Genomic DNA, 21042 nt, shown 5'->3' on the forward strand with positions numbered 1-21042 from the left:
GCGCCAGGAGTCGAGGCAGCAGGCCGGGCACCGGACGGTGCAGGGCTTGTCGTCGTGGTGGTGGCGGGCGTGGGTCTCTGCGCACCGACAGGTCGGCGTCATCGCGACCCCCTTGAGGGCGGCAGCAGCCGGAGTCGACGCATGCGGCGGCGTGGCGGTCGGCGGTCGAGGCCGTACGCCGTGCGGAAGGCGGCGTTGATGTTCCGGCGGTTCGTCGTGATGACCCAGATGGTCCAGCGGCCGGTCGAGCGGGCGGTCACGCGACCACCTCGCCCGCAACCGACCGGCCCGGCTCAAGCCGGTCCAGGAACACCTCGATCGCCCGCGACCTGTCACCCGGCACCAGACCCAGCGCATCGATCGCCGCCAAGAACGCACCCGTCACCAACTCCGCACGCTGCTGCTCCAGCTCCACGACCCGCTCGGCGATCCCCATGTCGTGCGCCGCCTTCGCGAACCGCACCACCCGATCCCGCCACTCCGCCTCCAGCCCAGCCAGCCCACGGACCCGCTCGCCGGTCTCGACCTTCGTGCCCTCACGCCCCACGGCGTACGTCGGACCCACCAGCCCGTCGACGTCCTCGCCAGCGACCTGGATCCGCAGCAGCTCCCCGTAGATGTCCGCCCGCAGCGCCGCCACCCGCAGCTGGTCCATCACCACCTGACCCGGGTCCAACGCAGCGGCACCCGTGCCGGCCGCCTCCGCGGACCAGGCCGCGAGGTTCGCCTCACCCTGCGTCCGCGCCAGGTCCCGCGACTGCCCCAGGTGCATCCGGCACCGGTCGAGTCCCCGGACCGCGATGCCGTGGCACCGGGACCGCGACCGCTTGGAGTCCCGAGCGCACTCCCACCGGTCGTGCTCCCCGCACCAGGTCGCACCCGAGCGACGCATCGGGTCGTCGTCTCGCATGGGCTGGCGGGCCATCAGCGGCAGCCGATCGGGAGGTGGCCGGTGGGCGGGGTGTGAGTTCGTCCGTGAGGTCGTCCCTGGGACGAGGTGGGGGTGGTGTTGGTGGGGGGGGTCCAGGACGTCTCTGCGACCTCGTCCCCCCGAAGGGAGGGGGACGAGGGACGAGGTCGGCTGCTGAGGTCGTCCCCGGCGGCGGGACGAGGTCGGGACGAGGTGGGACGAGGTGGGTTCGGGGTGGTGTGTGAGGGGTGCATCAGGAGGCCTCTCCGGGGTCGGTGGAGGTGGTGTTCGCGGGGCCGTCTGTGGCGTCGTCGGTGTGGTCGTCGACGGTGTCGAGGGAGGGGTCGCCGTCGGCGTAGAACGGCTTGAGGTGGTAGTGCGCGACCTTGCCGCGGGACTCGGCCTTGGCGTGGATGTAGCCGCGGGCGACGAGGAGCTCGAGGGCGAGGCGGATGGTGGTGGCCTTGCCGTTCATGGCGCCTTCGACGGACTTCTTCGACATGCCGGGGTTGGCCTGGACGTAGCGGCTGATGCGTTCCATGACGATGGTCGGTTCGAAGGTGTCGCCCTTGCGGCCGGAGTCTTCGCCGGGTGGAAGGAGGTGGGCGACCAGGACGACGTCGGAGGCGGTGGCATCGAGGGTGAACTCGGCGATCTTGTTGCCGAACGCGGAGCCGCGGACGTGGCCGGGGCGGTCCTTGGCGACCTGGACGGAGGCGAGTCCCCGCTTGCCGCGGCCGAAAGGCTGGAGCATCTTGACGATGTAGGCGGCGCCGTCGATGCCGGCGAGCTTGTGCTGGGCGCCGAGGGCGAAGCGGTCTTGCTTCTCCTTGTCCTTGACGACGTGGTCGATCATCACGACGGCGGGGCCGTGGTCGGCGATCCAGCGGGGGAGGAGGCCTTGGAAGTGGGCGGAGTCCTCGTTGGAGTTGAGGTCGAAGCCGTGGAGGGTCATGGCTTCGGTGACGCCGTCGAGGACGACGAGGCGGGCGTTGGTGATGGCGGGTTCGAACTGGGTGCGGCCGCCGTCGTCGAGGGGGCGGTCGGGGCGGACGTAGGTGAAGTGGTTGCGGATCTGGTCGGGGGTGGCGCCGAGGGCGAGGAGGCGTCCGATGACGCGGTCGGCGCGGTCTTCGAAGTCGAGGAAGGTGACGTTCTCGCTGGCGGCCATGAGCTGGGTGGCGGCGAGGAGGGTGAGCCAGGTCTTGCCGGACTCGGATTCGCCGGAGACGGTGTGGACGGCGCCGTCGTAGAAGAGGAACACGCCGTCGGAGCGCATGAGCATGGTGGGCGGGGGGTCGAGGTACTCGCCGGCGAGGACCTGCTCGAGGTCGACGGGTGACCAGGTGGTGGGGGTGGTGATGGAGGTGCGGGACCCGAAGCGGACGACGGTCTCGTCGAGGCGTTGGAGGGCTTCGCCGAGGTAGTGGTCGATGTCGTCAACGCGGCCGGTGGTGGCGATCTGGGTGAGGCCTTGGCCGAGGTCGCCGACGACGCGGAGGCGGCTGGTGTCGCGGACGATGTTGGCGTGGTGCTCGGCGAGGGCGGGGTTGGTGGGGAGGCCGATGAGGTCGGCGAGCGCCCGGGCGGCGTCGGTGTCGCGGTTGGCGACGAGGCGGGCGTTGAGGGTGACGAGGTCGGGTGGGACGGCGTGCTGCTGGTGGAGCTGGTGCCAGGTGTCCCAGAGGCGTTGGTGGATGGGCCAGTAGAAGTCGTTGGTCTCGAGGATGGTGGCGAGGCGTTCGCCGGGGTGGCCGCCGTCGGGGTCGGGGGTGGCGAGGAGGGCTGCGAGGACGGCCTGCTCGGCGGCTCGGTCTCCGGGTGCTGGGCGGCCACCGGTGGTGGGTGGTCGGTCGTACTCGGGGTCGAAGGGAGGCTCGACCGGGTGGAGGTGACGGGATGGTGGTCCGTCGTGCGTCACGTGGCTGGTTCCCTCGGGGTTGTGCTTCCCGGCCGCTGGTGCGGTGGTCGGGTGGTTCTGTGGTGCTGGGGTGCGCCCGGGGAGCAGGTACGCCTCGCTGCGGGCCGCGTTGACTCCCCGGGCGCGGTCTCAGGCGACTGGGTCGCTGGGGGTGGCGAACGGGGACCCGATGCGGGGGATGTCGGGCCGGTCGTCCGGGTCGGCGTCGTCGGCTTCCTCAAGGGCGAGCTGCTGCTCGGCGGCCTCGAGGTCAGCGTCGGTGAGGAGGCGGACCTCGCCGTCGTCGTCGGTGCCGACGATGGTGTTGCCGCGGGCGAGGACGTCCTTGACGGTGGGCTCGGGGCCGTCGCCGGGCTCGAGGAGCTGGGGGCCGTCCTCGGCGAGCTTGCGCTCGTAGTGGAAGGCGCGGGCGAGGTCGCGGAGGTGGTCCTCGGTGGCGGAGTTGGGGGCGGGCTCGATGGTGAGGATGGAGAGGGAGACCTTCTCGGATCCGTCGAGCTTCTCGGCGCGGCCGGCGGAGACGAGTTCGACGACTGCGACGACCTTCCTGCCGAGGTTGTCGTGGAGGCGCTTGGCGAGGTCCTCGGTGATGCCGGTGCTGTTGCAGCCCTTGGCTGCGATCTGGGCGGTGGTGTCGCTCATGCGGCGGTGTCTCCTGTCGAGGTGGTGATGGGGTGGACGTTGGTGGGGAGGGGTGGGGCGGTGAGGCTGGCCTCGTGTACGGGCGCGAGGACGTAGTGGGGGCTGAGGTCGCAGCGGCCGGTGTCGAGGAGTTCGCGGGCGACGTGGGCGGCGCGGGGCATGGGGATGCCGGCCTTGGTGAGGCGGGAGAGCTGGATGGCGAGGGCGACCTGGTGGTGGTCGTAGAGGCGGGGTGTGTTGCCGGATCCGGGGAAGCGGTCGCCGGTGGGGTTGAGATGGCCGGTGCGGGTCCAGTAGTCGACCTGGCGGTAGGTCAGGTCGGCGACGACGCAGAGCTCGTGGGCGCCGATCATGCTGCGGTCTCCTGTCCGTGGTCGGGGGTGAGGTAGCGGTCGACGCGCCAGCCGGTGAGGCGTTCGAGGTCGGCGTAGGGGCGGCCGGTGGTGGGCCAGCGGCGGACTACCTCGATGCGTTCGGCTCGGGTGGCGTGGGTGTCGACGCCGGAGAGGATCCGGTCGACGACGACGGGGTCGATGTCGGTCTTGCTGCGGCCGCGCTTGTCGTGGCCGTGCTGGGGGTTGGGGTCGCGGTCGATGTCGTCCCAGGCGGCGGGTGAGGCGTAGCCGCGGGCGAGTGCGCGGCGGCGTGCGGTGGCTGAGGGGCCGGGTGTGGTGGCGAGCTGGCGGTAGGCGTTGGCGATGGCGTCGTGGGTGGAGCGACGTACGCGGGGGCGGGCCTTGGCCATGAGCGCGCCGGTCTGGATGCCGGTGAGGTCCTCGAGGTGGCGGTGGGACCAGCCGAGGACGAGGAGTGCCTGGATGCGGCGGAAGGTCCCCGTGTGGGGGATCAGGGGGTCGTCGCCGCGGTAGGTGGTGGTGGGGAGGGTGTTGGGGTCGATCGCTTCGATGCGGTCGCGTACTGCGGTGAGGCAGCGGGTGTTGCCGCCGGCAATCTTGAGGATGAGGGTGTCGCTGAGGCCGGCGTGGGCGGCGATCGAGCGGAGCGACCAGCCGGCTGTCTGGAGGCGGGCGATGTGCTCGCGGGCTGGTGTGGCGTCGGTGGTCCAGGGCTGGTCGGTCACGCCTGGGCCTCCTGCCGGGTGGTGTCGCACAAGACGCAGCGGCCGCGGTGGTTGGACTGCTGGTGGAGGTGCTCGCGCTCGTCGGCGCGGATGACGGACTCCCAGCACTCGCCGCAGGCGACACCGCCGACGGAGTTCCGGCCGCCGGCCTTGTGCTTGAGGCGGCGGCATCGTGCGCGGGCGCGGGCGGCGAGGTCGTGCTCGACGCCGAGGTGGGGGTGGCCGGTGGAACCGGGCTGGCGGACGCGGCCGGATGCGACGCGGCCGCGGCGTACGGCGTCGCCGAGGTTCATCTGGCCGGCGCGGAGTTGCTCCTGCTCCTCGGTGGGGAGAGCGAGGAGCGCGAGGCGGGAGGAGACGTAGACCTGCGTGCGGCCGATGAGGTGGGCGAGCTCGGCGTGGCTGGAGATGCCGTGGTCGTCGCGGAGCTTCGCGAGGGCTCGGCCTTCCTCGACGGGGTCGAGGCCGGCGCGCTGTCCGTTCTCGATGAGCATCGCGGCGAGGACGCGGTCGGGCGCCATGTCGCGGCGTACGACGGTGGGGACGCGGCCCCACTTCAGCTGCTGGGCGGCCGCGAGGCGGCGGTGGCCAGCGACGACGATGAGCCGGCCGGTGTCGGTGTCGCGGCGGGCGATGATGGGCTGGAGCAAGCCCGCGGCGGCCATGGACTTGGCGAGCTCGGTGACGTCGCCGACGTCCTCGCGGGGGTTGTTCGGGTCGGGGTGGAGGTCGGTCACCAGAGCGTCGACGAGCTGTGGTCGCGCGGATGGTGTGGAAGGTGCCGGGCGGGGCGCCGTCGGGGCGGCTCCGAGGGCGGTGTCGAGGGCTTGGTCGAGGCTCATGAGGCGGCGCTCCTGCGGATGTAGTTGTTGACGGTCTGGTTGGACACGCCGACGGCCCGGGCGACGTCGGCGGGGGTCTCGCCGCGGCGAAGGAGTTGCGCGATCTCCTCCTCGCGTGCGGCGGCGTCGGTGGTGTGGACGGGCTCGGCGGCGATGCCGTGCTGACGTCGGATGCGGGCCCGCTCGTTCTCGGTGGTGCCGCCCCAGACGCCGGAGACGTCGTGGGTCAGGGCGTAGGCGAGGCACGCGCGGCGGAAGGGGCAGGGCTTGCAGACGTCGAGCGCGCGGGGGAGCTGGAAGTAGTTCCCCATGGAGCTGCTGCTGACGAAGAACAGCTCGGGGTCCTCGGCTGCGCAGGGCTGGGTGCCGTCGGTGGGCGGATACGGCGCGACGGTGTGTTCGGTGCTCATCGGCTGCCGTCCTGGCGGGCGATGGCTGCGTCGACGTCGTGAGCGTCGATGGAGACGGCGAGCTGGAGGGGCTTGGCGGCGCGCTCGGTGAGGTAGGCGACGGACTCGCGGATCTGCTCCGGGGTGCCGGCGTGCTGACCGGTGGCGAAGCGGAGCAGGCGGACGGTGTGGTTGGCCTCTGTGATGGTCATCGCAGCCCCAGCCCTTCGTGCTGTCGGGCGGCGCTGGGGGCGACGTGCGACCGCTGGTGGTCAGCGGCGTGGGCGTCGGCCGCGCGGCGGTCGGGGCGGATGGTGCGGTCGCCGCAGCTGCAGGTGATGAGGAAGCCGAGGCCGGCCTCGATGCGGGTGACGCGGACCTGGGGGATGGTGGTGGCCATCAGGCGATCTCCTCGATGACGATGTCGACGCCGGCCTCGTCGAGCGCGAGCTCGTGGCCGTGGGCGTAGAACTTGCGGGCGCGGACGTCGACGACCAGGCCGTCGTCGGCCCAGACGGCGGCTGCGGTGAGCGCGTCGAACACGGCGCGCTGGAGCTTGTCGATGTCCTTCTTGTAGGTCGGCTGGGCGTGGAGGAAGCGCTCCTTGATGACCTCGCTGTTGCGGCCGGTGCCGTAGTGCTCACGCGGGCGGTCGAAGGTGAACCGCACCCAGATCCGGACGGGGCCAGTGATGGTCTCGTGGTAGCGGCAGGTGTCCTTCGCGACGGCCTCGACGTGGTTGCGCCACGGCTTGAGGGTCTTGGCGTTGTCGTCGCGGACGCCCCCGCCGAACCGGTTGGCGGTCTTGCTTCCCTGGGTGATCGGGGTGCCGTAGACGCGGATGCCGATGCGCCCGGGCAGGGCGGTGGTGGTCATGGGTGGCTCCGCTTCAGGTGACGGGCGAGGGTGCGGTGGCCGCGGGCGCGGTGGTCGCAGGCCGGGTAGGGGCAGCCGGGGCCGGTGAGGACGTCGGCGAGCCAGGCGAGGAGGGACGTCACGCGATCGCCGCCTCGAGGAGCTGGGCGGCGGTGTTGAGGGCGTCGGCGGCGGTGGGGTAGCCGGCCTTGAGGCAGAGGAGGTCGGCCACGACGGCGGCCAGGACGAGGCCGCGCATCAGCCCTCACCGCCTCGGGTGCTTCCGGGCGGACTGATGTGGTCGCCGAACGCCGCGGCGTTCGCCCACTCGTGCATGACGGTGGCCTCTCGGTAGCCCTTGTGGGGTCCGTCGTGCCCTCGGATCGCGGTACAGACCCAGCCCTCATCCGTGGCCTCGCACGCTGCGAGCCAGGACGGGAGCCGCGCCGCTCCTGCGGTGCTCGGCACTTTCTCGCCCGAGTGAGCCGCTTCCAGGCCGGTCACCGACCCACCCCCAGCACGGCCGCGGCCTGCTCGACCTGGTCCCAGATCGTGTGGTCCCCGCCGTTGTGGTCGGGATGCGCAGCGCGGCGGGCGTGCTTCACGAGCTCGTGTGCGCCCATCACGGCCGCTACGTCGGGGGAGACCCTGCGAGTGGCCTGCTGGCGGAGCAGCGACCACGCGGCCTCGCTGGTCATGTGGCTGGCCGGCATGGCGTGCCCGGCCGGAAGTGCCTTGAACCCGGCGTACTGCTGGCCGGTCTCCACGGCGCCCCACCGGTCCATGTCGCGCAGCGCCTCGAGGGTCAGTGCGATCGCGCGGACGTTGTGCTGCCAGTCGACCTGGCCGTGCCACTTCGCCACGAACTTGTCGCACCGGTGCAGCTGCGGCCCGTGCTTCGACTCGAACGCGACCACCACCGCCGGCGACTCGGCGCGGGCCTTCGCACGGAGCGTGCCGTCGAGGCGGAGGTCCTGCTCGCGGACGTCGACCTCGATGACGACGTCGCGGCCGTCGAGCAGGTCGATCTCCCGCTCGAGCAGCTGCAGCGTCTGCGTCCAGGTCGAGTCGAACCGCGATCCGACGCGGGCGGCGGCCGGCCGGAGCCATGTGCGGTCCGAGAGGGGGCGGGTCGTGTACTTCACGCCGCCACCCCCAGGCCCAGCGCGCGAGCGACGGAGTCCTGCACCGGCCACCCGGCCGACGCCTCGACGTCCGCGGCCTCCTCGACCTTCCCGACCTTCCGGAAGAACGACGCCAGCGACGCCTGCTGCTCCCGCCGCCAGTCCGCCTGGTAGCGGTGCAGCGTCGGCAGCTTCCACCGCGCGATCTCCGGCCAGTCCGCCGCGAGCCGACCCAGCAGCCGGATGCACGCCAGCGCGTCAGCGGCGGCGTCGTGCGCGCCGGTGTGCACGATCCGGTAGTGCGCGCAAAGCGACGTCAGGGTGCGGTCGGTCGACCCGCACCCGCCGCACTTCGTCTTCCCGCCCCGGCAGCCACCGCAGGCGTGGACCCGGTTCTCCGGGTCGCAGCCGGGGTCCTTGTAGCACTGCTTGCGGTAGGGGTCGTACTGCTTCTCGATGACCATGGGGTCGACGACCCCGCGGACACCGCCCGACCGGGTCGAGAGCGGCGCGAGGCCGACACGGGCGAGCTCGGACTCGAGCATCGAGAGGTCGAACGCGGCGTTGTGCACGACGAGGGGGACCTCGACGGACATGGCGGTGTAGCACTGGGACGCCATCTCGGTGATGGCGCCGGCGCGGGTCATCGGCTCGGTGCGGCCGGGGGTGATGCGGACGGCCTCGGCGCCGTTGAGGGCGTCGCGGAGCCGGTCGTTGGTCCAGCCGTGCACGGCGGCGGCCTCGTCGGGGATGTCGCGGCCCGGGTCGAGGAGCCACGACAGGGTGCGGGGTCGCTGGCCGGGGGTGCGGTGGACGATGGAGGCGGTGACGAAGCGGTCGTCGTTGAAGTCGAGTCCGGTGGCCTCGCTGTCGAATGCGACGAGCCTTCCGTCCGGCCACTTGGGCGTGCTGGTCATGCGGACACCTCCGATCGGGGCGCGCGGACGTAGGCCGAGGGGCGGCGGTTCTTCGACTGCTCCGAGGCGGTGGCCCACCGGCAGTTCTCCGGCGTGTAGGGGCCGTCGTTGTCGACGCGGTCGAGGGAGCGGCCCGGGGGCCGCTCACCCATGTCGGTCACGAAGGCCCAGAAGTCGTCCCGCCACCGGTCGCAGATCGTGATGCCGCGGCCGCCGTATCGCGGGTAGGCGTGATGGGTGGGTCGCGTGCAGCGGGCGACCATGTCGAGGTACGACTCGTAGAGCGGGTGGGTCGTCTTGCCGCCCCGCCAGTTCGGGTTGGTCTCGCCTGCCTTGGCGCAGCCGCAGGAGCGGACGTTGCTCGTGAGTTCCTTAGCCCGGACGGTCTTGACGGTGCCGCAGTCGCAGCGGACGCGGACGTTCGGCTGCGGCGCTACGCGGCGCTCGAGGACGACCAGGCGGCCGTACCGCTCGCCGGCCTCGAAGATCTTGCTCGCGATGCGGGCGACCTGGTTCGGGTCGCCGTGCTTCTTCGCGCGCCGATAGTGCGTGCGGCAGAATCCCTTCGCCTTGTGGGGCTCGGAGCAACCGTCGACGGAGCACCTCGTCGTGGCGGTCACGCTGCAACCCCCTTGCGGAGCAGCTCGAGGTAGTGCGTGAGCTCGGTCGCGCCGGCCTCGTCGGGAAGCAACCCGCCCATGCGCCGGGAGAAGTCGTCCGCGGCATCGATGCCGCGCTCGGTCGCCTCCGCGACGACCTCATCCCAGAGCGCATCGGCGTCCTGAGTGGGCTCCGGCGCGGACCCCGGGCCGTCGGAGACCAACTCGGCGTCGACGACATCGTCCGGCGCAGCGGAGCGGTCCCGCTCCAAGGCGTCGATGACGAGAGAGGCCTCGTCCTTCGTGAGGTCGTTGCGGGACGAGACCTCGCGGCCGATGACCCCCGCGACGAAGTCGAGCGCAGGCTGCCGGTCGGTGAGACCCGCCTCGCGCATCGCGGCGCCCATCTTCTTCAGCTGTGCCGACGTGATGCCGTCCGCACCGGCGGCGTCGAGATACAGATCGGGGCGGCAGACCTCGCATTGACCAGAAGCGCAGCACTCGGCGTCGCTACCCTCCCGAACAGGCGAGCCGCTCGGCACGGGGGCGTTCCGCATCGCCTCGCGCATCCGGTCCGCGCTAGACGCTGCGGCCGACTGGGACCGCGGACCCGCCTCGGGCCGCTGCTCGTCGTACGCCGGGATTCCGGTCACAGCGAACGCACGCCGCAGGGCGTGTGCCTCGGCGGCCTTGAGCGCCATCTCCTGCGCGTACTGCTTGTTGCCGCCGTTGACGGAGTACCGACCCGGGTAGGTGAACGGGTGGCCCATGTCCTTGCGGTAGACGCTGACCTTCGCGACCCACTCGCCGTCGACGACGACGGGGTCCTGCTCGACGACGATCCCGTCGAGCTGTCCGGATCGGTGGGCGATGTGCAGCAGCCCGTCCCGGGTGACGTAGACGCCGCCCTTGGGGATGACGATGACGTGCTTGAGGACGGGGTCGAGGTCGTAGCGACGGCAGACCGCGACCATGGCCTGGTCGGCCGGGTTGTTCGGGTTGAGACCGAGGTAGCGGGCGACCTCGCTCGCGTTGTAGTCACCGATCTGGGTGGAGTTGGCCTGCTCGATGGTCATGACGGGTCCCCTTCCAGGGGCAGATCAGCGGTGGACTTGGCGACCTGGTTCAGCTGGAACCCGGTCCTGTTGGGCTGGCGGCGGGCGACCTTGATGCCGCCGCAGGTGGCGAACCGGGTCTCGCCCATGAGGTCGAGGACGGTGGACTTGGCCTGGCGCTCGCGCGTCTCGGCGTCCTTGCGGGCGGCGAGCGCCTCGAGGTACTCGCGGGCGGTCGCCGTCGGAATCTCGACGGCGCTGTCGTCGATGGCGCGGTAGAGCTTGCGGAGCGCGTCGTACGTCGCGGTGGTGCCGTCGAGCGCCGGCGGGCGGTCAGCAGCGACGGAGTCCATGAACGCTCGGCACCGCTGCTCGAGTTCGGTGCCGACCTCGGGGTCGTAGGTGACGCGGTAGAGGGCGAAGTCGAGGAACGCGCCGATGATGGGCACGTCGGTGACGTGGATGCCGGAGACGTGCATCTGCCAGTAGGCCTGGAACAGGTAGTACGTCGGGATCTCGTCGGTGCCGGGCGCGCCCCACTCCTCGAGCTCGCGTGCGGACTTCGCCTCGACGAGCCGGGGCGCGGCAGCGGGGAACGCGACGGCGTCGGGTGTGGCTGCAGCCCACCCGTCCTTGACGTAGAGGGGGTGCACGCGCCACTGGTTCTGGTCGGCTGTGTCGATGCCGTGCTCGTCGGCGTACCACTGCAGGACTGCCGGCTCGAGGTAGTGCCCGCGGGACTGGACGGCGGTCTGGGGTTCCTCGGGGAGCTCGTTGCGCATCTTGTGCCACATCGAGCGGGGGGAGTCCCAGGGTGAGGCGCCCAGGATCGCGGCGACCTTCGATGCGGTCATGAGGCGGAGCCATCCGGGGGAGCCCGGCTGCAGCGCCTCGTCGTGCGCGACGGCGCTCATGCGCACCACGTCCCGAGCTCCGCGATCGCCGGCACGACACCCACACCGGCCAGTGCGGGGTGGATGGCCACGAGCTCCGCGACGGTGCGCAGCGGCTCGGGCTTCCCGCCCCGGCACCACCGCGACGCGCAGTCGGAGTCGAGGTACTCGTGACGGCCGTGGTTGAACGGTCGGCCGCAGTGGGGCAGGCCGGCCTCGATGAGGTCGACCACCGCCTGCGGGTCGGTGCCAGGAACGACCGGGTCGCCGTTCAGGAACGGGTCGCGGGCCGGGGCCCAGCCGGCGTGCTCGGTGGTCATCACAGGACTCCTGCGTCGTGGCGGGCGTCGATGCGGCAATCGACGCAGTGGTCGAGCCGGCAGTCGCCGCAGAGGAAGTTGAGGTGGGTGCACGCCGGCTCGGCGTGACCCGGGCACGGCTCGTTGTCGAGGCAGAGCACGACGTTGCAGTCGGGGGCCTGGCACACCGTGTGGTCGAGGTGGATGACGCCGGTGGCGCGCGCGAGGGCGACGAGGTCCTCGACGCGGCGCTGGCGGCGGCGCTCCTTGCGGTCGGGGTCGTCGAGATAGGCGACCGCGGAGAGGAGGCAGAACGCGATCGCGACGGCGGCGACGAGGGTCCAGTCCTGGGCGGTCATGCCGTCACCGACCGGAGGCGGGCGGTGTCGAGCGCGACGTACCAGAGGTCGACGCGGACGCCGGTGTCGGGCAGCCGGCCGAGGCAGTGGACCTCGCGGGCGCGGCCGCGGGGGGTCTCGATGATCTCGTCGACCTCGATCGACTCCGACCAGGGCAGCATCGAGATGGGGCTGAGCTGGATCTCGATGCGGTTGATCGGGTGGCCGCTGGCGGGGGTGTCGCAGTCGGCGTACAGCGGGAGATCGCGGGTGGCCATGTGAAGCCCGAGGGCCATGAGGCCGTGGGCGACGACGGCGGTTGAGACGGACACCGCGGCGGTGTCGGTGGCGGTGCTGGTCCCCGTCATGGGAGACTCCTTCCAGTTCGTGAACCCCGGTTCTTGCTGTCCAGGCGGGCCGGGGTTCCGGCTTTCTCGGGTGGTGGGTCAGGCGATGCGCTTGGCGCGGCGCGACTGCGCCGACTTGAGCGCGAGGCGCTGGTAGTGCGCGCGGCGCGCGGACTCGGCGCGGATTGCCCGCTCGTCGGCCGCGAGCTTCCGCTCGGGGTCGACCTGGTCCTCGAACTTCCGGGCCATCGCGTCCCGGGCGGCCTGCGTCGCCGCGGACCGGTCCTCGGTGTTCGCCCACCGGGTGCGGGCGGCGATCTTCGCGATCTGGCGACGGTCGGCCTTGGAGGCCGGCACGTTCGTCGGGTAGCCGTCCTCGGGGTTCGTGACGGTCGGGCGCGCCATCAGGCCACGTCCTGCTCTTCGACGACCTCGAACAGGTCCTCAAGGTCGGCCTTGAGGGCGGTGACGAGTGCGGCAATGAACTTCGGGCCGGGCTGCTGCTTGCCGCGGAGGACGCGGGACAGGTTGCCGGCGTCGATGCCCATGGCTTCGGCGAGCGCGGTGTCGGTGGTGAGGCCGACCCAGCGGCGGATCTTGTCCAGCTGGTCGGTCTTGAGTCGCAGAACGGCGGTCATCAACTCCCCTCCTTCCTGGTGCTGTAGGGCCGCCTGACCTGCTGTCTTGCGGCAACACATGGAACATACGTCAACACATAGAACCAGCGCAATACGGCAAAGTAAAGAATTGGAAGGGGGCACCTGCGCAAGCGACAAGGCGGCTTGACCTGCGAAAACACACCGGTTGTCATTCGTGACCTGCCACCTTGCGTCAACGCAAGGCATAGTTGGGACCGTGATGAGCCCGAAACGACGCAATACGGTTCCGGCGTGAGTTGGCAGGCCTACGTCGAGTCCCGGTTGCTGGGAAGGACCCAGACCTCGGTAGCGACCGACGCAGGCGTGTCCCAGGGCACGATCTCGCGCTGGAAGTCAGGGCAACAGAACGCAGACGCGCAGCAGGCGATCGCCTTCGCGAAGGCGACGGGGGACGCACCGCTGCGGGCCCTCGTCGCTGCCGGGATCCTCGAAGAGGAAGACCTCGAGTACCGCCCGGTCGACCCTTCTTTGAACGAGCTCACCGACCGTGAACTCGCAGACGCGATCTACGCCCGGTTGCAGAAGCTACGAGGAGAGGAAGGTGATGGCGATGGAGACGCCGCCCCCACCACGGCCGGGCCGCTGAGCCCGGTGCCTGGCCCCTACGACGAGGACCTCGACAGGCTCGAGGACGAGCGTGAGGAGCGGCCGCCGTACGCCGGCGGCGTCACGTTGCCGTCGGCCGCCCGCAAGAACAAGGAGTAGGCGAGCGGTGTCGGTGGTCGCACTTACGTTCCAGCGCATGTTCGACCGCCGGAAGATTCGCGACCACCGTGGGCATCACCCGTGGCGTGCCATTGGGATGCTCCCCGACTGGCGCGTCGAGTTCACCCGCGACCTGGCACCCGACGAGCTCGGGCTGACCATCCATGCCGAGAAGCGAGTCCTTATCCGCGACGGGCTGACCCAGCACGAGCGCCGGTCCACCATCTGCCACGAGACGGGACATGTGCTGCGAGGCCCGGTCTCCTCATGTCACCAGCTCTACGAGGAGTCGCTCGTCGAACGCCAGGCGTCGCGGCTGCTGCTCCCGTCTGTGAGACGCATCGGCCACACCCTCGCCTGGTACGCCGCGGACTACACCAAGACGGCGTGGGAGATGTGGGTCGACGAGCGCTTGCTCAACGCCCGGCTGTCGACGCTCGCGCCGGCAGACCGACTGTGGCTCGACGAACAGCTCGACACGATCCTGATCTGACCAGCGCCACGAAGGAGACACACGGATGACGGACAGCCCCCCGCGCCGCGCTTGGGATGCCGTGCTCTCCTGGCCTGCCTGGCAACGGGTAGCCGCTGCCCTCGGACTGCTCGTGCTGATCTCTGCGGTTGTACAGCTGCTCGACCGAGACGAGCCCGAGTCGTCGTACCGACCGCCAGTCGACTTCGAGCGGACGGTGGTCTACGAGCTCGAGGGCAGCGTCCGGTACGCCGACATCACAATGACCACTCCTACGGGGATCGAGCAGGTCAGCGGGGACGTGCCGCTGACGAACCGCAACGGGGACCGAGGCCTGGTCATCACCGGGTTCAACTCCGGCGACTTCGTCTCGATCTCTGCCCAGAAGCCGGGGGAGGGCGGGTCGATTACGTGCCGCATCACGATCGACGGACAGGTGGTCTCGGAGAACACCTCGACAGCCGCGTACGGCATCGCCTCCTGCGACGGGACCGCCTGACTGACCATCTAGTTCCATGCACTACGTCGAAGCCGCCGCCGCGTAATCGCAGGTCAGCACAGCGCATAGCAGGCCATTCCTTACAACGAGGTGGTCGGGGGTTCGATCCCCTCTGCGCCCACCACCCTTCCTCTCTCCGCTTCCTGCGTCCCGCGGTGATTTTGCCAATCCGGGAGCCGTTGCTGGCCGAACCCTGTGTGGTGCGCCTCACGTCGGGGCGTCCGCGACCCCTGGGAGGGCACGCATGAGCGACACCAACAGGAGGAAGTTCCTCGCCGCGACGGGAGCCGGAGCGGCGGTGGGGGCGGTGGCCCTGACCACCGGCTCGGCGTCGGCCGCCGAGGCGAGGCTGCGCAGCACCAGCGCGAAGGACCGCGTCGTCGCGGTCGTCGAGGACCACCGCTCGAGCGAGCTCACGCTGCTCGTCGGTGAGCGCGAGGTCGTCGTCCGCGACCGCGACCTGGTCACCCGCATCCTCAACGCAGCGGGAGGCGAGTGATGTCCTCCCACCGCGAAGCACCCGAGATCGCCAAGGACCCCGTCGCCGACGGCACCGACGTCTACGCGTTCGTCAACCCCGTACGGCCCGACCGGGTCGTGCTGATCGCCAACTTCATCCCGCTCCAGAAGCCCGACGGCGGCCCGAACTTCTACGAGTTCGGCGACGACGTGCTCTACGAGATCCACGTCGCCAACAAGGGCACCGCGGAGTCCGACATCCGTTACCAGTTCCGCTTCTCGACCAAGGTCCGCAACCCCCGGACCTTCCTCTACAACACCGGCCCGATCACCGACATCGCCGACGAGACCTGGAACCGCCCGCAGACCTACACGATCACCCGGATCAAGGACGGCAAGACGCAGGTCATCGGCCGCGACCTGCCCTGCCCGCCGGTCAACGTGGGGCCGCGCAGCACGCCGGACTACGCCAAGCTCTCCCGGCAGGCCACGCACGACCTCGCCGGCGGCCGCAAGGTGTACGCCGGGCAGCGGGCCGACGCCTTCCACGTCGACCTCGGCTCGGTCTTCGACCTCGGCGCGCTGCGGCCCTTCAACGAGGCGCACCTGATCTCGATGCCGAACATGGGCGGGGTCAACTCGGTCCAGTCCTACAACGTCCACACCATCGCGCTGCAGGTCCCGATCCGCGAGCTCACCCGCGACCGGTCCAAGCCGACCGACCCGCTGGACCCCAAGGCCGTCGTGGGCGTCTGGGCCACGGCCAGCCGCCGCAAGGGCCGGGTGTGGAACGCCAAGCAGGGCAGGTACGTCGACAACGGGCCCTGGGTGCAGGTCTCGCGACTGGGCAACCCGCTGTTCAACGAGGTCATCGTGCCGATGGCCGAGAAGGACGCGTGGAACGCCGCCCCGCCGAAGGCCGACCGCCGCTACGCCAAGTACGTCGACCGCCCCGAGCTCGCCGGGCTGCTGCCGGCGCTCTACCCGGGGGTCTTCCCCAACCTGGCGGCGTACGACAAGCCCCGCGCGGACCTCAACGCCATCCTGCTCACGGGCATCCCCGAGGGCGTCGTGCCGGGCTTCCAGAACTACACCGGGCCGACCCCCGCGGACATGCTGCGGCTCAACCTCGCGGTGCCGCCGACCCCTGTCGCGGAGCAGAACAAGCTCGGCCTGGTCGGTGGTGACGCCGCCGGCTTCCCCAACGGCCGCCGGGTCGGGGACGACGTGGTGACCATCGAGCTGCGGGCCGTCGCAGGGCTGACGATCCCGCTGGTCGACCCGTCCTTCACGCCCGACGACGCCGCCTCGGCGGTCGAGGACGGCACGACGGACACCAACGCCGACCGCCCGGAGCGGTTCCCGTTCCTCGGTCTGCCGGGTGGCGGCTACCAGACCCAGCCGGGCACGACGCAGGCCGCCTCGTGAGCGTGGCGACCCACGACCACCCGCACGGTCACCACCACGAAAGGCACCACCACCACCACGAAGAGGAGAACCCCTTCGCCGGTCAGGGCTCGGTGCTGCTCGACATCGGTGGGGACGTCGGCGCGCTGGTCGTGGAGGCGCCGCGCACGATGCTCGGCGTCGAGGTCGAGATCCGTCCGGCGGGCGAGCGCGGGCTCGAGCACCTGCCGCACGTGGCGGTCGTCGACCGTCCGTTGGCCGGCGGCGGCGTCGTGCCCTCGCTGGTCTTCGGGGAGCTCGGGGCGGGGACCTACGAGCTCTTCGTCAAGGGCACCCGGGACGTCCACCTCGTCGTGGACGTCCGCGGGGGAGAGGTCACCTGGGCGGCCTGGGCCCGGTGACCTCGCCGCTCGTCCCCGGCACCGCGGTGCCGGGGACGAGCGGTCCATGAGGGCCCTCTCATCCGCGGCTCACCCTCGCCTCACCGCGCGTCGGCAGGCTCGGCTCGTCAGCACGACACCGACGAGGGGACGAGAGATGAGCAAGCTGGTGAGGACCGGGGTCCTGGCGGTCGCGGGCGGGGTGAGCGCGGGCCTGATCGCCTGGGGCGCGCCGACGGCGTTCGCGGACGACGACGGGAGCGCGTTCCAGCGCAAGGACGACAGCCCCGACGTCGTCATGGCCGTCGACGACGACGATGACGACGACACCAACGACCAGACGGGCACGGACACCGGGGCGAGCAAGTCGACGCGCGACGGCACGAACAGCCGGTTCACCAAGGTCAGCCGTGACCGCGACAAGAGCCGCAGCGACCTGACGCGGGACTGGACCCGCGACGGCGGCGACCGCACCCGCGACTGGAGCAAGAACAAGACGAACGACGCCTCGCGCAACGACACGCGGGGTCGCTGACCGATGGCCCGGGACAGCTGGGACCTGACCCAGGGGGACGCGATCACCCCCGAGCTGACCGCCGTGAAGCTGCTCGGCGGCGGATCGTCGTACGAGGCGTTCCTGGCCTTCGACGACGTCACCTACGCGCCGGTGGTGGTCAAGGTGCTGCGTCCCGGGCTGGTCGCGGACGCCTCGGCCCGGCGCGGACTGCGCCGCGAGGTCGAGGCGCTCGCGACCGTCAACCACCCGGTCGTCGTGCGGGCGCTGCGCCACGACCTCGACGGCGACCGGCCGCACCTCGTGCTCGAGCAGCTCGACGGCCCACGGCTGTCGACGCTGGTACGGCGCTACGGCCCGCTGCAGGAGCAGCAGTACCTCCCGCTCGCGATCGAGGTGGCCTCCGCGCTGCACTACCTGCGCCACCTCGGCTGGGTGCACCTCGACGTCAAGCCGAGCAACGTGATCATGGGGGCGCCGGCCCGGCTGATCGACCTGTCGGTGGCGCGCCCGCTGGCCGATGCCGAGGCGCTCAGCTGGACGATCGGCACCGACGCCTACCTGGCCCCCGAGCAGGCCCATCCGCCGACCACGGGCACCCCGGGCCACGCGAGCGACGTGTGGGGCCTCGGCGCGACCCTGTTCGAGGCGGTCGCGGGGCACCGGGCCTTCGCGGACGCCGACCCCGACGCGCGCGACCTGCGCGACCGCTACCCCCAGCTGTGGGCCGACCCGCGGCCGCTGCCGGACCGGGTGCCGCACGAGGTGGTCAAGGTGGTGGGCGCGATGCTCGAGCGGGACCCGGCCGACCGGCCGCTGCCGCACGAGGTGGCCGAGGCGCTCGAGCCGGTGCTGGACCGGCTGCCCCGGGCGCGCCTCGGTGGCCTCCGCACGCGCTGAGCCGGTCTCAGGAGGTCACGACGACCCGCTTCAGCAAAGCCCCCTCGGGTGCCCGGGCGACGAGCCGGCGGGCCGCGGCGACGTCGTCGGTCGCGACGACGAGCTCGAGGGGGCCGCGCCCGCCGATGCGGGCACCGCGCAGGCCGACGCTGTCGTCGACGCGGAGGGCGAGCGCCTCCCGCGCCGACGTCACGCGAAGGTCCTCGTTGACGCTGTCCCGCACGAGCAGGAACGCGCCGGCCTCCGCCGCCACCAGGTCGACGTCCGCGGCGTCGTCGTACCGGTGGGCCCACGCCAGCACCCCGTCGAGGCCCGCCGACGGCACCAGGTCGACGCTCACGCCGGGCAGGACGGGGTAGGCCTCGCGCCGGTAGGCCAGGACGTCCTCGTCGCGGTGCGCGTCCACCAGGTCCTCCACGGCGTCCCCGGTGACCCGCACGCCCTCCCCGGTCGCGAGCACCACGTCGCGCGGACCGTCCAGGGCGACGGTGACCGAGACGAGATGGCCGTCCTCGACCGCCTCCGCGTAGGCGTCGAAGACCGCCCGCACCTGTGCCGCCGACGCGTCGGCCGCCACCCGCACGTCCACCCTCCTCGGCGGGTCGCCGAGGGGCAGGTCGTCGTCGGCCACGTCCTCCTCGGTCACGCGGACCCCGAGGACGCCCGGCTCGCCGGCGACCTGACCGGCCAGCTCGTCCGACGACGGGGCGCACGCGCCCAGCAGCAGGAGGGCGGTGGCGGTCGACGCCGCCGACCGGAGCGAGGCGGCCATGCCGCTCAGGCGTCCTCGAGGGCGTCGCCCGCGCGCTCGGGCAGGCCCCACGTGGCCGCTGCGGCCAGGGCGAAGAACGCCGCAAACACCGCGAACAGCCCGGTGCTGCCGCTGCCGGCGTCCAGCAGCCACGGCACCGAGAGCGGGGCGAGCACCGAGGCGATCCGACCGAAGCCGGCCGCGGCGCCCGCGCCGGTGGCCCGCAGCGTCGTCGGGTAGACCTCGGGCGTCACGGCGTACAACGCGCCCCACGCCCCGAGGTTGAAGAACGACAGCGCCATGCCGGAGGCGATGATCGCGGCCTCGCCGTCGGCACGGCCGAACAGCACCGCCGCGACGGCGGACCCCACCAGGAACGTCGACAGGGTCGCCCGGCGGCCCCAGAGCTCGACGAGCACCGCGGCGGCGGCGTACCCCGGCAGCTGCGCGAGCGTGATGACCAGCGTGAACCCGAAGGAGCGCACGAGGTCCATCCCGTCGGCCACCAGGAGCGACGGGATCCAGATGAACGCGCCGTAGTACGAGAAGTTGACGCCGAACCACACCGCCCACAGGGCGGCGGTGCGCCGGGCGTGGGGGCGCCCCCAGACCGCGAGCGGGCCGGGCGTCGGCCCGTCGGTCGCCGGCAGCGGGGCAGCGGGCGTCGGGTCGGCCGGGGGACTCGGCGGAGCCGGGACCCCGGCGGCCGCCTCGAACCGACGGACGGCGGCCTCGGCCTCGTCGTGCCGGCCGCGCCGCTCGAGGAAGCGCACCGACTCGGGCAGGCCGCGGCGGACCACGACGGCGTACGCCGTGGGGAGGGCGCCGATCGCGAGCGCCCACCGCCAGCCGTCGTCGGAGGCGGGGACGACGTAGTAGCCGATGAGCGCCGCGAGCACCCACCCCACCGCCCAGAACGACTCGAGCGCGACGACGACCCGGCCGCGGATCCGGGCCGGCGCGAACTCGCTGACCAGCGTGCTGGCCACCGGCAGCTCGGCGCCGAGGCCGAGACCGATGAGGAAGCGGAAGACGAGCAGCGCGCCGACCGACCACGACAGCGCGGCCGCCCCGGTCGCGAGCCCGTAGACCAGGAGGGTCAGGGCGAAGACCTGGCGCCGGCCGACCCGGTCGGCGAGCAGGCCGCCGAGGGTGGCGCCGACGGCCATCCCCACGAAACCGATGCTCGCGATCCACGACAGCGTCGTCGGGCCGAGGTCCCACTGGACCGCGAGGGCGGCCATGACGAAGCTGATCAGGCCGACGTCCATGGCGTCGAGCGCCCAGCCGACGCCGGAGCCGGCCACGAGGCGACCGTGCTCGCGGGTGAACGGGAGGGCGTCGAGCCGTTCGCTGCGGGTGGGCACGCGCGGACCGTACCCAGTCGGGGGCCGGCCGGACCGGGATCAGCGCTCGAAGCGGTATCCCATGCCGCGGACGGTGGCGATCGTGCCGGCGCCGAACTTGCGGCGGAGGTACCCGACGTACACGTCGACGACGTTCGAGCCCGGGTCGAAGTCGTAGCCCCAGACGTGGTCGAGGAGCTGCTCGCGGGAGAGGACCTGGCCGGCGTTGAGCATGAAGATCTCGGCGAGCGCGAACTCGCGTGCCGACAGGTCGACCTCGCCGCCGGCCACGGTGGCGCGGCGCGTCCGCAGGTCCAGGCGTACGCCGCCGGCCTCGACGGCGTCGCGCGACCCCCCGCCGGCCTGGGCCTTCTCCTGGGCCTGCCGCAGCCGCAGCCGGATCCGCGCCTGGAGCTCGGCGAAGCGGAACGGCTTGGCCATGTAGTCGTCCGCGCCGCCCTCCAGCGCGCTGACGGTGTCGGTGACCGAGTCGCGCGCGGTCAGCACCACCACGGGCATCCGCGACCCCTGCGCCCGCAGCAGGCCGAGCAGCTCCTGGCCGTCCATCCCGGGCAGGCCGAGGTCGAGCACCAGGAGGTCGTGGCCGCCCGAAAGCGCCTCGTCGAGCCCGCGCGGGCCGTCGGCGACGACGGTGGTCTGGTGGCCGTCGGCGCGCAGGCCCTTGGCCAGGAACGAGGCGATCCGCGCCTCGTCCTCCACGATCAGGATGCGTGCCAC

Annotated in this window: 33 protein-coding genes; 8 read left to right on the forward strand and 25 right to left on the reverse strand. The window is 71.9% G+C overall.

Annotation, left to right across the window (positions count from 1 at the left end):
• Window positions 1-98 precede the first annotated feature (98 nt).
• The 22 genes from QWY28_RS13335 to QWY28_RS13440 all read right to left on the reverse strand — a co-directional run bounded on the left by QWY28_RS13335 (window position 99) and on the right by QWY28_RS13440 (window position 12850).
• Window positions 99-260 carry a hypothetical protein gene (locus QWY28_RS13335; RefSeq protein ID WP_300953043.1) on the reverse strand — a complete coding sequence of 54 codons (162 nt, stop codon included), beginning with the start codon at window positions 258-260 and terminating at the stop codon, window positions 99-101.
• The gene (locus QWY28_RS13340; protein ID WP_300953044.1) at window positions 257-772 is read right to left on the reverse strand and encodes a hypothetical protein; all 516 of its coding nucleotides are present in this window, start codon (window positions 770-772) and stop codon (window positions 257-259) included. Before QWY28_RS13340 ends, QWY28_RS13335 begins: the two co-directional genes overlap by 4 nt.
• A 391-nt stretch (window positions 773-1163) precedes the next feature.
• Complete coding sequence (locus QWY28_RS13345) at window positions 1164-2831, reverse strand: DnaB-like helicase N-terminal domain-containing protein (protein ID WP_300953045.1); 1668 nt, start codon at window positions 2829-2831, stop codon at window positions 1164-1166.
• Window positions 2832-2960: 129 nt separating this feature from the next.
• Window positions 2961-3473, reverse strand: coding sequence for a hypothetical protein (locus QWY28_RS13350; protein WP_300953046.1), 513 nt, complete (start codon window positions 3471-3473; stop codon window positions 2961-2963).
• Window positions 3470-3826, reverse strand: a complete 357-nt coding sequence (locus QWY28_RS13355; protein WP_300953047.1) for a MerR family transcriptional regulator — start codon at window positions 3824-3826, stop codon at window positions 3470-3472. Before QWY28_RS13355 ends, QWY28_RS13350 begins: the two co-directional genes overlap by 4 nt.
• Entirely contained in the window at window positions 3823-4554 is a 732-nt protein-coding gene (locus QWY28_RS13360) for a hypothetical protein (RefSeq protein WP_300953048.1), read from the reverse strand. The genes QWY28_RS13355 and QWY28_RS13360 overlap by 4 nt, the downstream gene beginning before the upstream one ends.
• Window positions 4551-5396, reverse strand: coding sequence for a ParB/RepB/Spo0J family partition protein (locus tag QWY28_RS13365; RefSeq protein ID WP_300953049.1), 846 nt, complete (start codon window positions 5394-5396; stop codon window positions 4551-4553). The genes QWY28_RS13360 and QWY28_RS13365 overlap by 4 nt, the downstream gene beginning before the upstream one ends.
• The gene (locus tag QWY28_RS13370; protein WP_300953050.1) at window positions 5393-5806 is read right to left on the reverse strand and encodes a WhiB family transcriptional regulator; all 414 of its coding nucleotides are present in this window, start codon (window positions 5804-5806) and stop codon (window positions 5393-5395) included. The genes QWY28_RS13365 and QWY28_RS13370 overlap by 4 nt, the downstream gene beginning before the upstream one ends.
• Window positions 5803-5997 carry a hypothetical protein gene (locus QWY28_RS13375; protein WP_300953051.1) on the reverse strand — a complete coding sequence of 65 codons (195 nt, stop codon included), beginning with the start codon at window positions 5995-5997 and terminating at the stop codon, window positions 5803-5805. The genes QWY28_RS13370 and QWY28_RS13375 overlap by 4 nt, the downstream gene beginning before the upstream one ends.
• Window positions 5994-6185, reverse strand: coding sequence for a hypothetical protein (locus QWY28_RS13380; protein WP_300953052.1), 192 nt, complete (start codon window positions 6183-6185; stop codon window positions 5994-5996). The genes QWY28_RS13375 and QWY28_RS13380 overlap by 4 nt, the downstream gene beginning before the upstream one ends.
• Window positions 6185-6661, reverse strand: coding sequence for a RusA family crossover junction endodeoxyribonuclease (locus tag QWY28_RS13385; RefSeq protein ID WP_300953053.1), 477 nt, complete (start codon window positions 6659-6661; stop codon window positions 6185-6187). The genes QWY28_RS13380 and QWY28_RS13385 overlap by 1 nt, the downstream gene beginning before the upstream one ends.
• Complete coding sequence (locus QWY28_RS13390; protein WP_300953054.1) at window positions 6658-6783, reverse strand: hypothetical protein; 126 nt, start codon at window positions 6781-6783, stop codon at window positions 6658-6660. Before QWY28_RS13390 ends, QWY28_RS13385 begins: the two co-directional genes overlap by 4 nt.
• A gap of 357 nt (window positions 6784-7140) precedes the next feature.
• Window positions 7141-7785: a hypothetical protein gene (locus tag QWY28_RS13395; RefSeq protein WP_300953055.1), complete on the reverse strand. Its 645-nt coding sequence runs from the start codon at window positions 7783-7785 to the stop codon at window positions 7141-7143.
• The gene (locus QWY28_RS13400; protein WP_300953056.1) at window positions 7782-8681 is read right to left on the reverse strand and encodes a 3'-5' exonuclease family protein; all 900 of its coding nucleotides are present in this window, start codon (window positions 8679-8681) and stop codon (window positions 7782-7784) included. Before QWY28_RS13400 ends, QWY28_RS13395 begins: the two co-directional genes overlap by 4 nt.
• Window positions 8678-9301 (reverse strand): hypothetical protein, encoded by a 624-nt coding sequence (locus tag QWY28_RS13405; protein WP_300953057.1) that lies wholly within the window; start codon window positions 9299-9301, stop codon window positions 8678-8680. The genes QWY28_RS13400 and QWY28_RS13405 overlap by 4 nt, the downstream gene beginning before the upstream one ends.
• Window positions 9298-10356 carry a recombinase RecT gene (locus tag QWY28_RS13410; protein ID WP_300953058.1) on the reverse strand — a complete coding sequence of 353 codons (1059 nt, stop codon included), beginning with the start codon at window positions 10354-10356 and terminating at the stop codon, window positions 9298-9300. Before QWY28_RS13410 ends, QWY28_RS13405 begins: the two co-directional genes overlap by 4 nt.
• Entirely contained in the window at window positions 10353-11249 is an 897-nt protein-coding gene (locus tag QWY28_RS13415) for a YqaJ viral recombinase family protein (protein ID WP_300953059.1), read from the reverse strand. The genes QWY28_RS13410 and QWY28_RS13415 overlap by 4 nt, the downstream gene beginning before the upstream one ends.
• Window positions 11246-11548: a hypothetical protein gene (locus tag QWY28_RS13420; RefSeq protein WP_300953060.1), complete on the reverse strand. Its 303-nt coding sequence runs from the start codon at window positions 11546-11548 to the stop codon at window positions 11246-11248. The genes QWY28_RS13415 and QWY28_RS13420 overlap by 4 nt, the downstream gene beginning before the upstream one ends.
• Complete coding sequence (locus QWY28_RS13425; protein WP_300953061.1) at window positions 11548-11886, reverse strand: hypothetical protein; 339 nt, start codon at window positions 11884-11886, stop codon at window positions 11548-11550. The genes QWY28_RS13420 and QWY28_RS13425 overlap by 1 nt, the downstream gene beginning before the upstream one ends.
• Window positions 11883-12233, reverse strand: a complete 351-nt coding sequence (locus tag QWY28_RS13430) for a hypothetical protein (protein WP_300953062.1) — start codon at window positions 12231-12233, stop codon at window positions 11883-11885. The genes QWY28_RS13425 and QWY28_RS13430 overlap by 4 nt, the downstream gene beginning before the upstream one ends.
• Before the next feature lie 78 nt (window positions 12234-12311).
• The gene (locus QWY28_RS13435) at window positions 12312-12617 is read right to left on the reverse strand and encodes a hypothetical protein (RefSeq protein ID WP_300953063.1); all 306 of its coding nucleotides are present in this window, start codon (window positions 12615-12617) and stop codon (window positions 12312-12314) included.
• Complete coding sequence (locus QWY28_RS13440) at window positions 12617-12850, reverse strand: helix-turn-helix domain-containing protein (protein ID WP_300953064.1); 234 nt, start codon at window positions 12848-12850, stop codon at window positions 12617-12619. The genes QWY28_RS13435 and QWY28_RS13440 overlap by 1 nt, the downstream gene beginning before the upstream one ends.
• A 252-nt stretch (window positions 12851-13102) precedes the next feature.
• Between QWY28_RS13440 and QWY28_RS13445 the strand changes: the two genes are divergently transcribed.
• The 8 genes from QWY28_RS13445 to QWY28_RS13480 all read left to right on the forward strand — a co-directional run bounded on the left by QWY28_RS13445 (window position 13103) and on the right by QWY28_RS13480 (window position 18207).
• Window positions 13103-13576, forward strand: coding sequence for a helix-turn-helix domain-containing protein (locus QWY28_RS13445; RefSeq protein ID WP_300953065.1), 474 nt, complete (start codon window positions 13103-13105; stop codon window positions 13574-13576).
• Between the two features lie 37 nt (window positions 13577-13613).
• On the forward strand, window positions 13614-14069 hold the full coding sequence (locus tag QWY28_RS13450) for an ImmA/IrrE family metallo-endopeptidase (RefSeq protein WP_300953066.1): 456 nt from the start codon (window positions 13614-13616) through the stop codon (window positions 14067-14069).
• A gap of 25 nt (window positions 14070-14094) precedes the next feature.
• A complete protein-coding gene (locus QWY28_RS13455; RefSeq protein ID WP_300953067.1) occupies window positions 14095-14547 on the forward strand; it encodes an MmpS family transport accessory protein in 453 nt (150 codons plus the stop codon).
• A 244-nt stretch (window positions 14548-14791) separates the two neighbouring features.
• A complete protein-coding gene (locus tag QWY28_RS13460) occupies window positions 14792-15046 on the forward strand; it encodes a twin-arginine translocation signal domain-containing protein (RefSeq protein WP_300953068.1) in 255 nt (84 codons plus the stop codon).
• Window positions 15046-16434: a DUF4331 domain-containing protein gene (locus QWY28_RS13465; protein ID WP_300953069.1), complete on the forward strand. Its 1389-nt coding sequence runs from the start codon at window positions 15046-15048 to the stop codon at window positions 16432-16434. Before QWY28_RS13460 ends, QWY28_RS13465 begins: the two co-directional genes overlap by 1 nt.
• Entirely contained in the window at window positions 16431-16814 is a 384-nt protein-coding gene (locus tag QWY28_RS13470; RefSeq protein WP_300953070.1) for a hypothetical protein, read from the forward strand. The genes QWY28_RS13465 and QWY28_RS13470 overlap by 4 nt, the downstream gene beginning before the upstream one ends.
• Before the next feature lie 136 nt (window positions 16815-16950).
• Entirely contained in the window at window positions 16951-17328 is a 378-nt protein-coding gene (locus QWY28_RS13475) for a hypothetical protein (protein ID WP_300953071.1), read from the forward strand.
• A gap of 3 nt (window positions 17329-17331) precedes the next feature.
• Window positions 17332-18207, forward strand: a complete 876-nt coding sequence (locus QWY28_RS13480) for a serine/threonine-protein kinase (RefSeq protein ID WP_300953072.1) — start codon at window positions 17332-17334, stop codon at window positions 18205-18207.
• Window positions 18208-18214: 7 nt separating this feature from the next.
• Here the strand turns inward: QWY28_RS13480 and QWY28_RS13485 are convergent, their stop codons facing one another.
• The 3 genes from QWY28_RS13485 to QWY28_RS13495 are packed head-to-tail and all read right to left on the reverse strand — an operon-like array spanning window position 18215 to window position 21042.
• On the reverse strand, window positions 18215-18979 hold the full coding sequence (locus QWY28_RS13485; protein WP_300953073.1) for a hypothetical protein: 765 nt from the start codon (window positions 18977-18979) through the stop codon (window positions 18215-18217).
• Window positions 18980-18984: 5 nt separating this feature from the next.
• Complete coding sequence (locus QWY28_RS13490; protein WP_300953074.1) at window positions 18985-20325, reverse strand: MFS transporter; 1341 nt, start codon at window positions 20323-20325, stop codon at window positions 18985-18987.
• A 39-nt stretch (window positions 20326-20364) separates the two neighbouring features.
• Entirely contained in the window at window positions 20365-21042 is a 678-nt protein-coding gene (locus QWY28_RS13495) for a response regulator transcription factor (RefSeq protein WP_300953075.1), read from the reverse strand.

It is taken from the genome of Nocardioides oceani (assembly GCF_030412965.1).
Taxonomy (GTDB): domain Bacteria; phylum Actinomycetota; class Actinomycetes; order Propionibacteriales; family Nocardioidaceae; genus Nocardioides; species Nocardioides oceani.

What these genes read in the sequence shown, in the direction of transcription:
- QWY28_RS13340 (WP_300953044.1), bottom strand. Translation starts at nt 772, where the DNA reads ATGCACCTGGGGCAGTCGCGGGACCTGGCGCGGACGCAGGGTGAGGCG.
- QWY28_RS13350 (WP_300953046.1), bottom strand. Translation starts at nt 3,473, where the DNA reads ATGAGCGACACCACCGCCCAGATCGCAGCCAAGGGCTGCAACAGCACC.
- QWY28_RS13355 (WP_300953047.1), bottom strand. Translation starts at nt 3,826, where the DNA reads ATGATCGGCGCCCACGAGCTCTGCGTCGTCGCCGACCTGACCTACCGC.
- QWY28_RS13365 (WP_300953049.1), bottom strand. Translation starts at nt 5,396, where the DNA reads ATGAGCCTCGACCAAGCCCTCGACACCGCCCTCGGAGCCGCCCCGACG.
- QWY28_RS13370 (WP_300953050.1), bottom strand. Translation starts at nt 5,806, where the DNA reads ATGAGCACCGAACACACCGTCGCGCCGTATCCGCCCACCGACGGCACC.
- QWY28_RS13375 (WP_300953051.1), bottom strand. Translation starts at nt 5,997, where the DNA reads ATGACCATCACAGAGGCCAACCACACCGTCCGCCTGCTCCGCTTCGCC.
- QWY28_RS13380 (WP_300953052.1), bottom strand. Translation starts at nt 6,185, where the DNA reads ATGGCCACCACCATCCCCCAGGTCCGCGTCACCCGCATCGAGGCCGGC.
- QWY28_RS13385 (WP_300953053.1), bottom strand. Translation starts at nt 6,661, where the DNA reads ATGACCACCACCGCCCTGCCCGGGCGCATCGGCATCCGCGTCTACGGC.
- QWY28_RS13400 (WP_300953056.1), bottom strand. Translation starts at nt 8,681, where the DNA reads ATGACCAGCACGCCCAAGTGGCCGGACGGAAGGCTCGTCGCATTCGAC.
- QWY28_RS13410 (WP_300953058.1), bottom strand. Translation starts at nt 10,356, where the DNA reads ATGACCATCGAGCAGGCCAACTCCACCCAGATCGGTGACTACAACGCG.
- QWY28_RS13415 (WP_300953059.1), bottom strand. Translation starts at nt 11,249, where the DNA reads ATGAGCGCCGTCGCGCACGACGAGGCGCTGCAGCCGGGCTCCCCCGGA.
- QWY28_RS13420 (WP_300953060.1), bottom strand. Translation starts at nt 11,548, where the DNA reads ATGACCACCGAGCACGCCGGCTGGGCCCCGGCCCGCGACCCGTTCCTG.
- QWY28_RS13425 (WP_300953061.1), bottom strand. Translation starts at nt 11,886, where the DNA reads ATGACCGCCCAGGACTGGACCCTCGTCGCCGCCGTCGCGATCGCGTTC.
- QWY28_RS13430 (WP_300953062.1), bottom strand. Translation starts at nt 12,233, where the DNA reads ATGACGGGGACCAGCACCGCCACCGACACCGCCGCGGTGTCCGTCTCA.
- QWY28_RS13435 (WP_300953063.1), bottom strand. Translation starts at nt 12,617, where the DNA reads ATGGCGCGCCCGACCGTCACGAACCCCGAGGACGGCTACCCGACGAAC.
- QWY28_RS13440 (WP_300953064.1), bottom strand. Translation starts at nt 12,850, where the DNA reads ATGACCGCCGTTCTGCGACTCAAGACCGACCAGCTGGACAAGATCCGC.
- QWY28_RS13450 (WP_300953066.1), top strand. Translation starts at nt 13,614, where the DNA reads ATGTTCGACCGCCGGAAGATTCGCGACCACCGTGGGCATCACCCGTGG.
- QWY28_RS13455 (WP_300953067.1), top strand. Translation starts at nt 14,095, where the DNA reads ATGACGGACAGCCCCCCGCGCCGCGCTTGGGATGCCGTGCTCTCCTGG.
- QWY28_RS13460 (WP_300953068.1), top strand. Translation starts at nt 14,792, where the DNA reads ATGAGCGACACCAACAGGAGGAAGTTCCTCGCCGCGACGGGAGCCGGA.
- QWY28_RS13465 (WP_300953069.1), top strand. Translation starts at nt 15,046, where the DNA reads ATGTCCTCCCACCGCGAAGCACCCGAGATCGCCAAGGACCCCGTCGCC.
- QWY28_RS13475 (WP_300953071.1), top strand. Translation starts at nt 16,951, where the DNA reads ATGAGCAAGCTGGTGAGGACCGGGGTCCTGGCGGTCGCGGGCGGGGTG.
- QWY28_RS13480 (WP_300953072.1), top strand. Translation starts at nt 17,332, where the DNA reads ATGGCCCGGGACAGCTGGGACCTGACCCAGGGGGACGCGATCACCCCC.
- QWY28_RS13485 (WP_300953073.1), bottom strand. Translation starts at nt 18,979, where the DNA reads ATGGCCGCCTCGCTCCGGTCGGCGGCGTCGACCGCCACCGCCCTCCTG.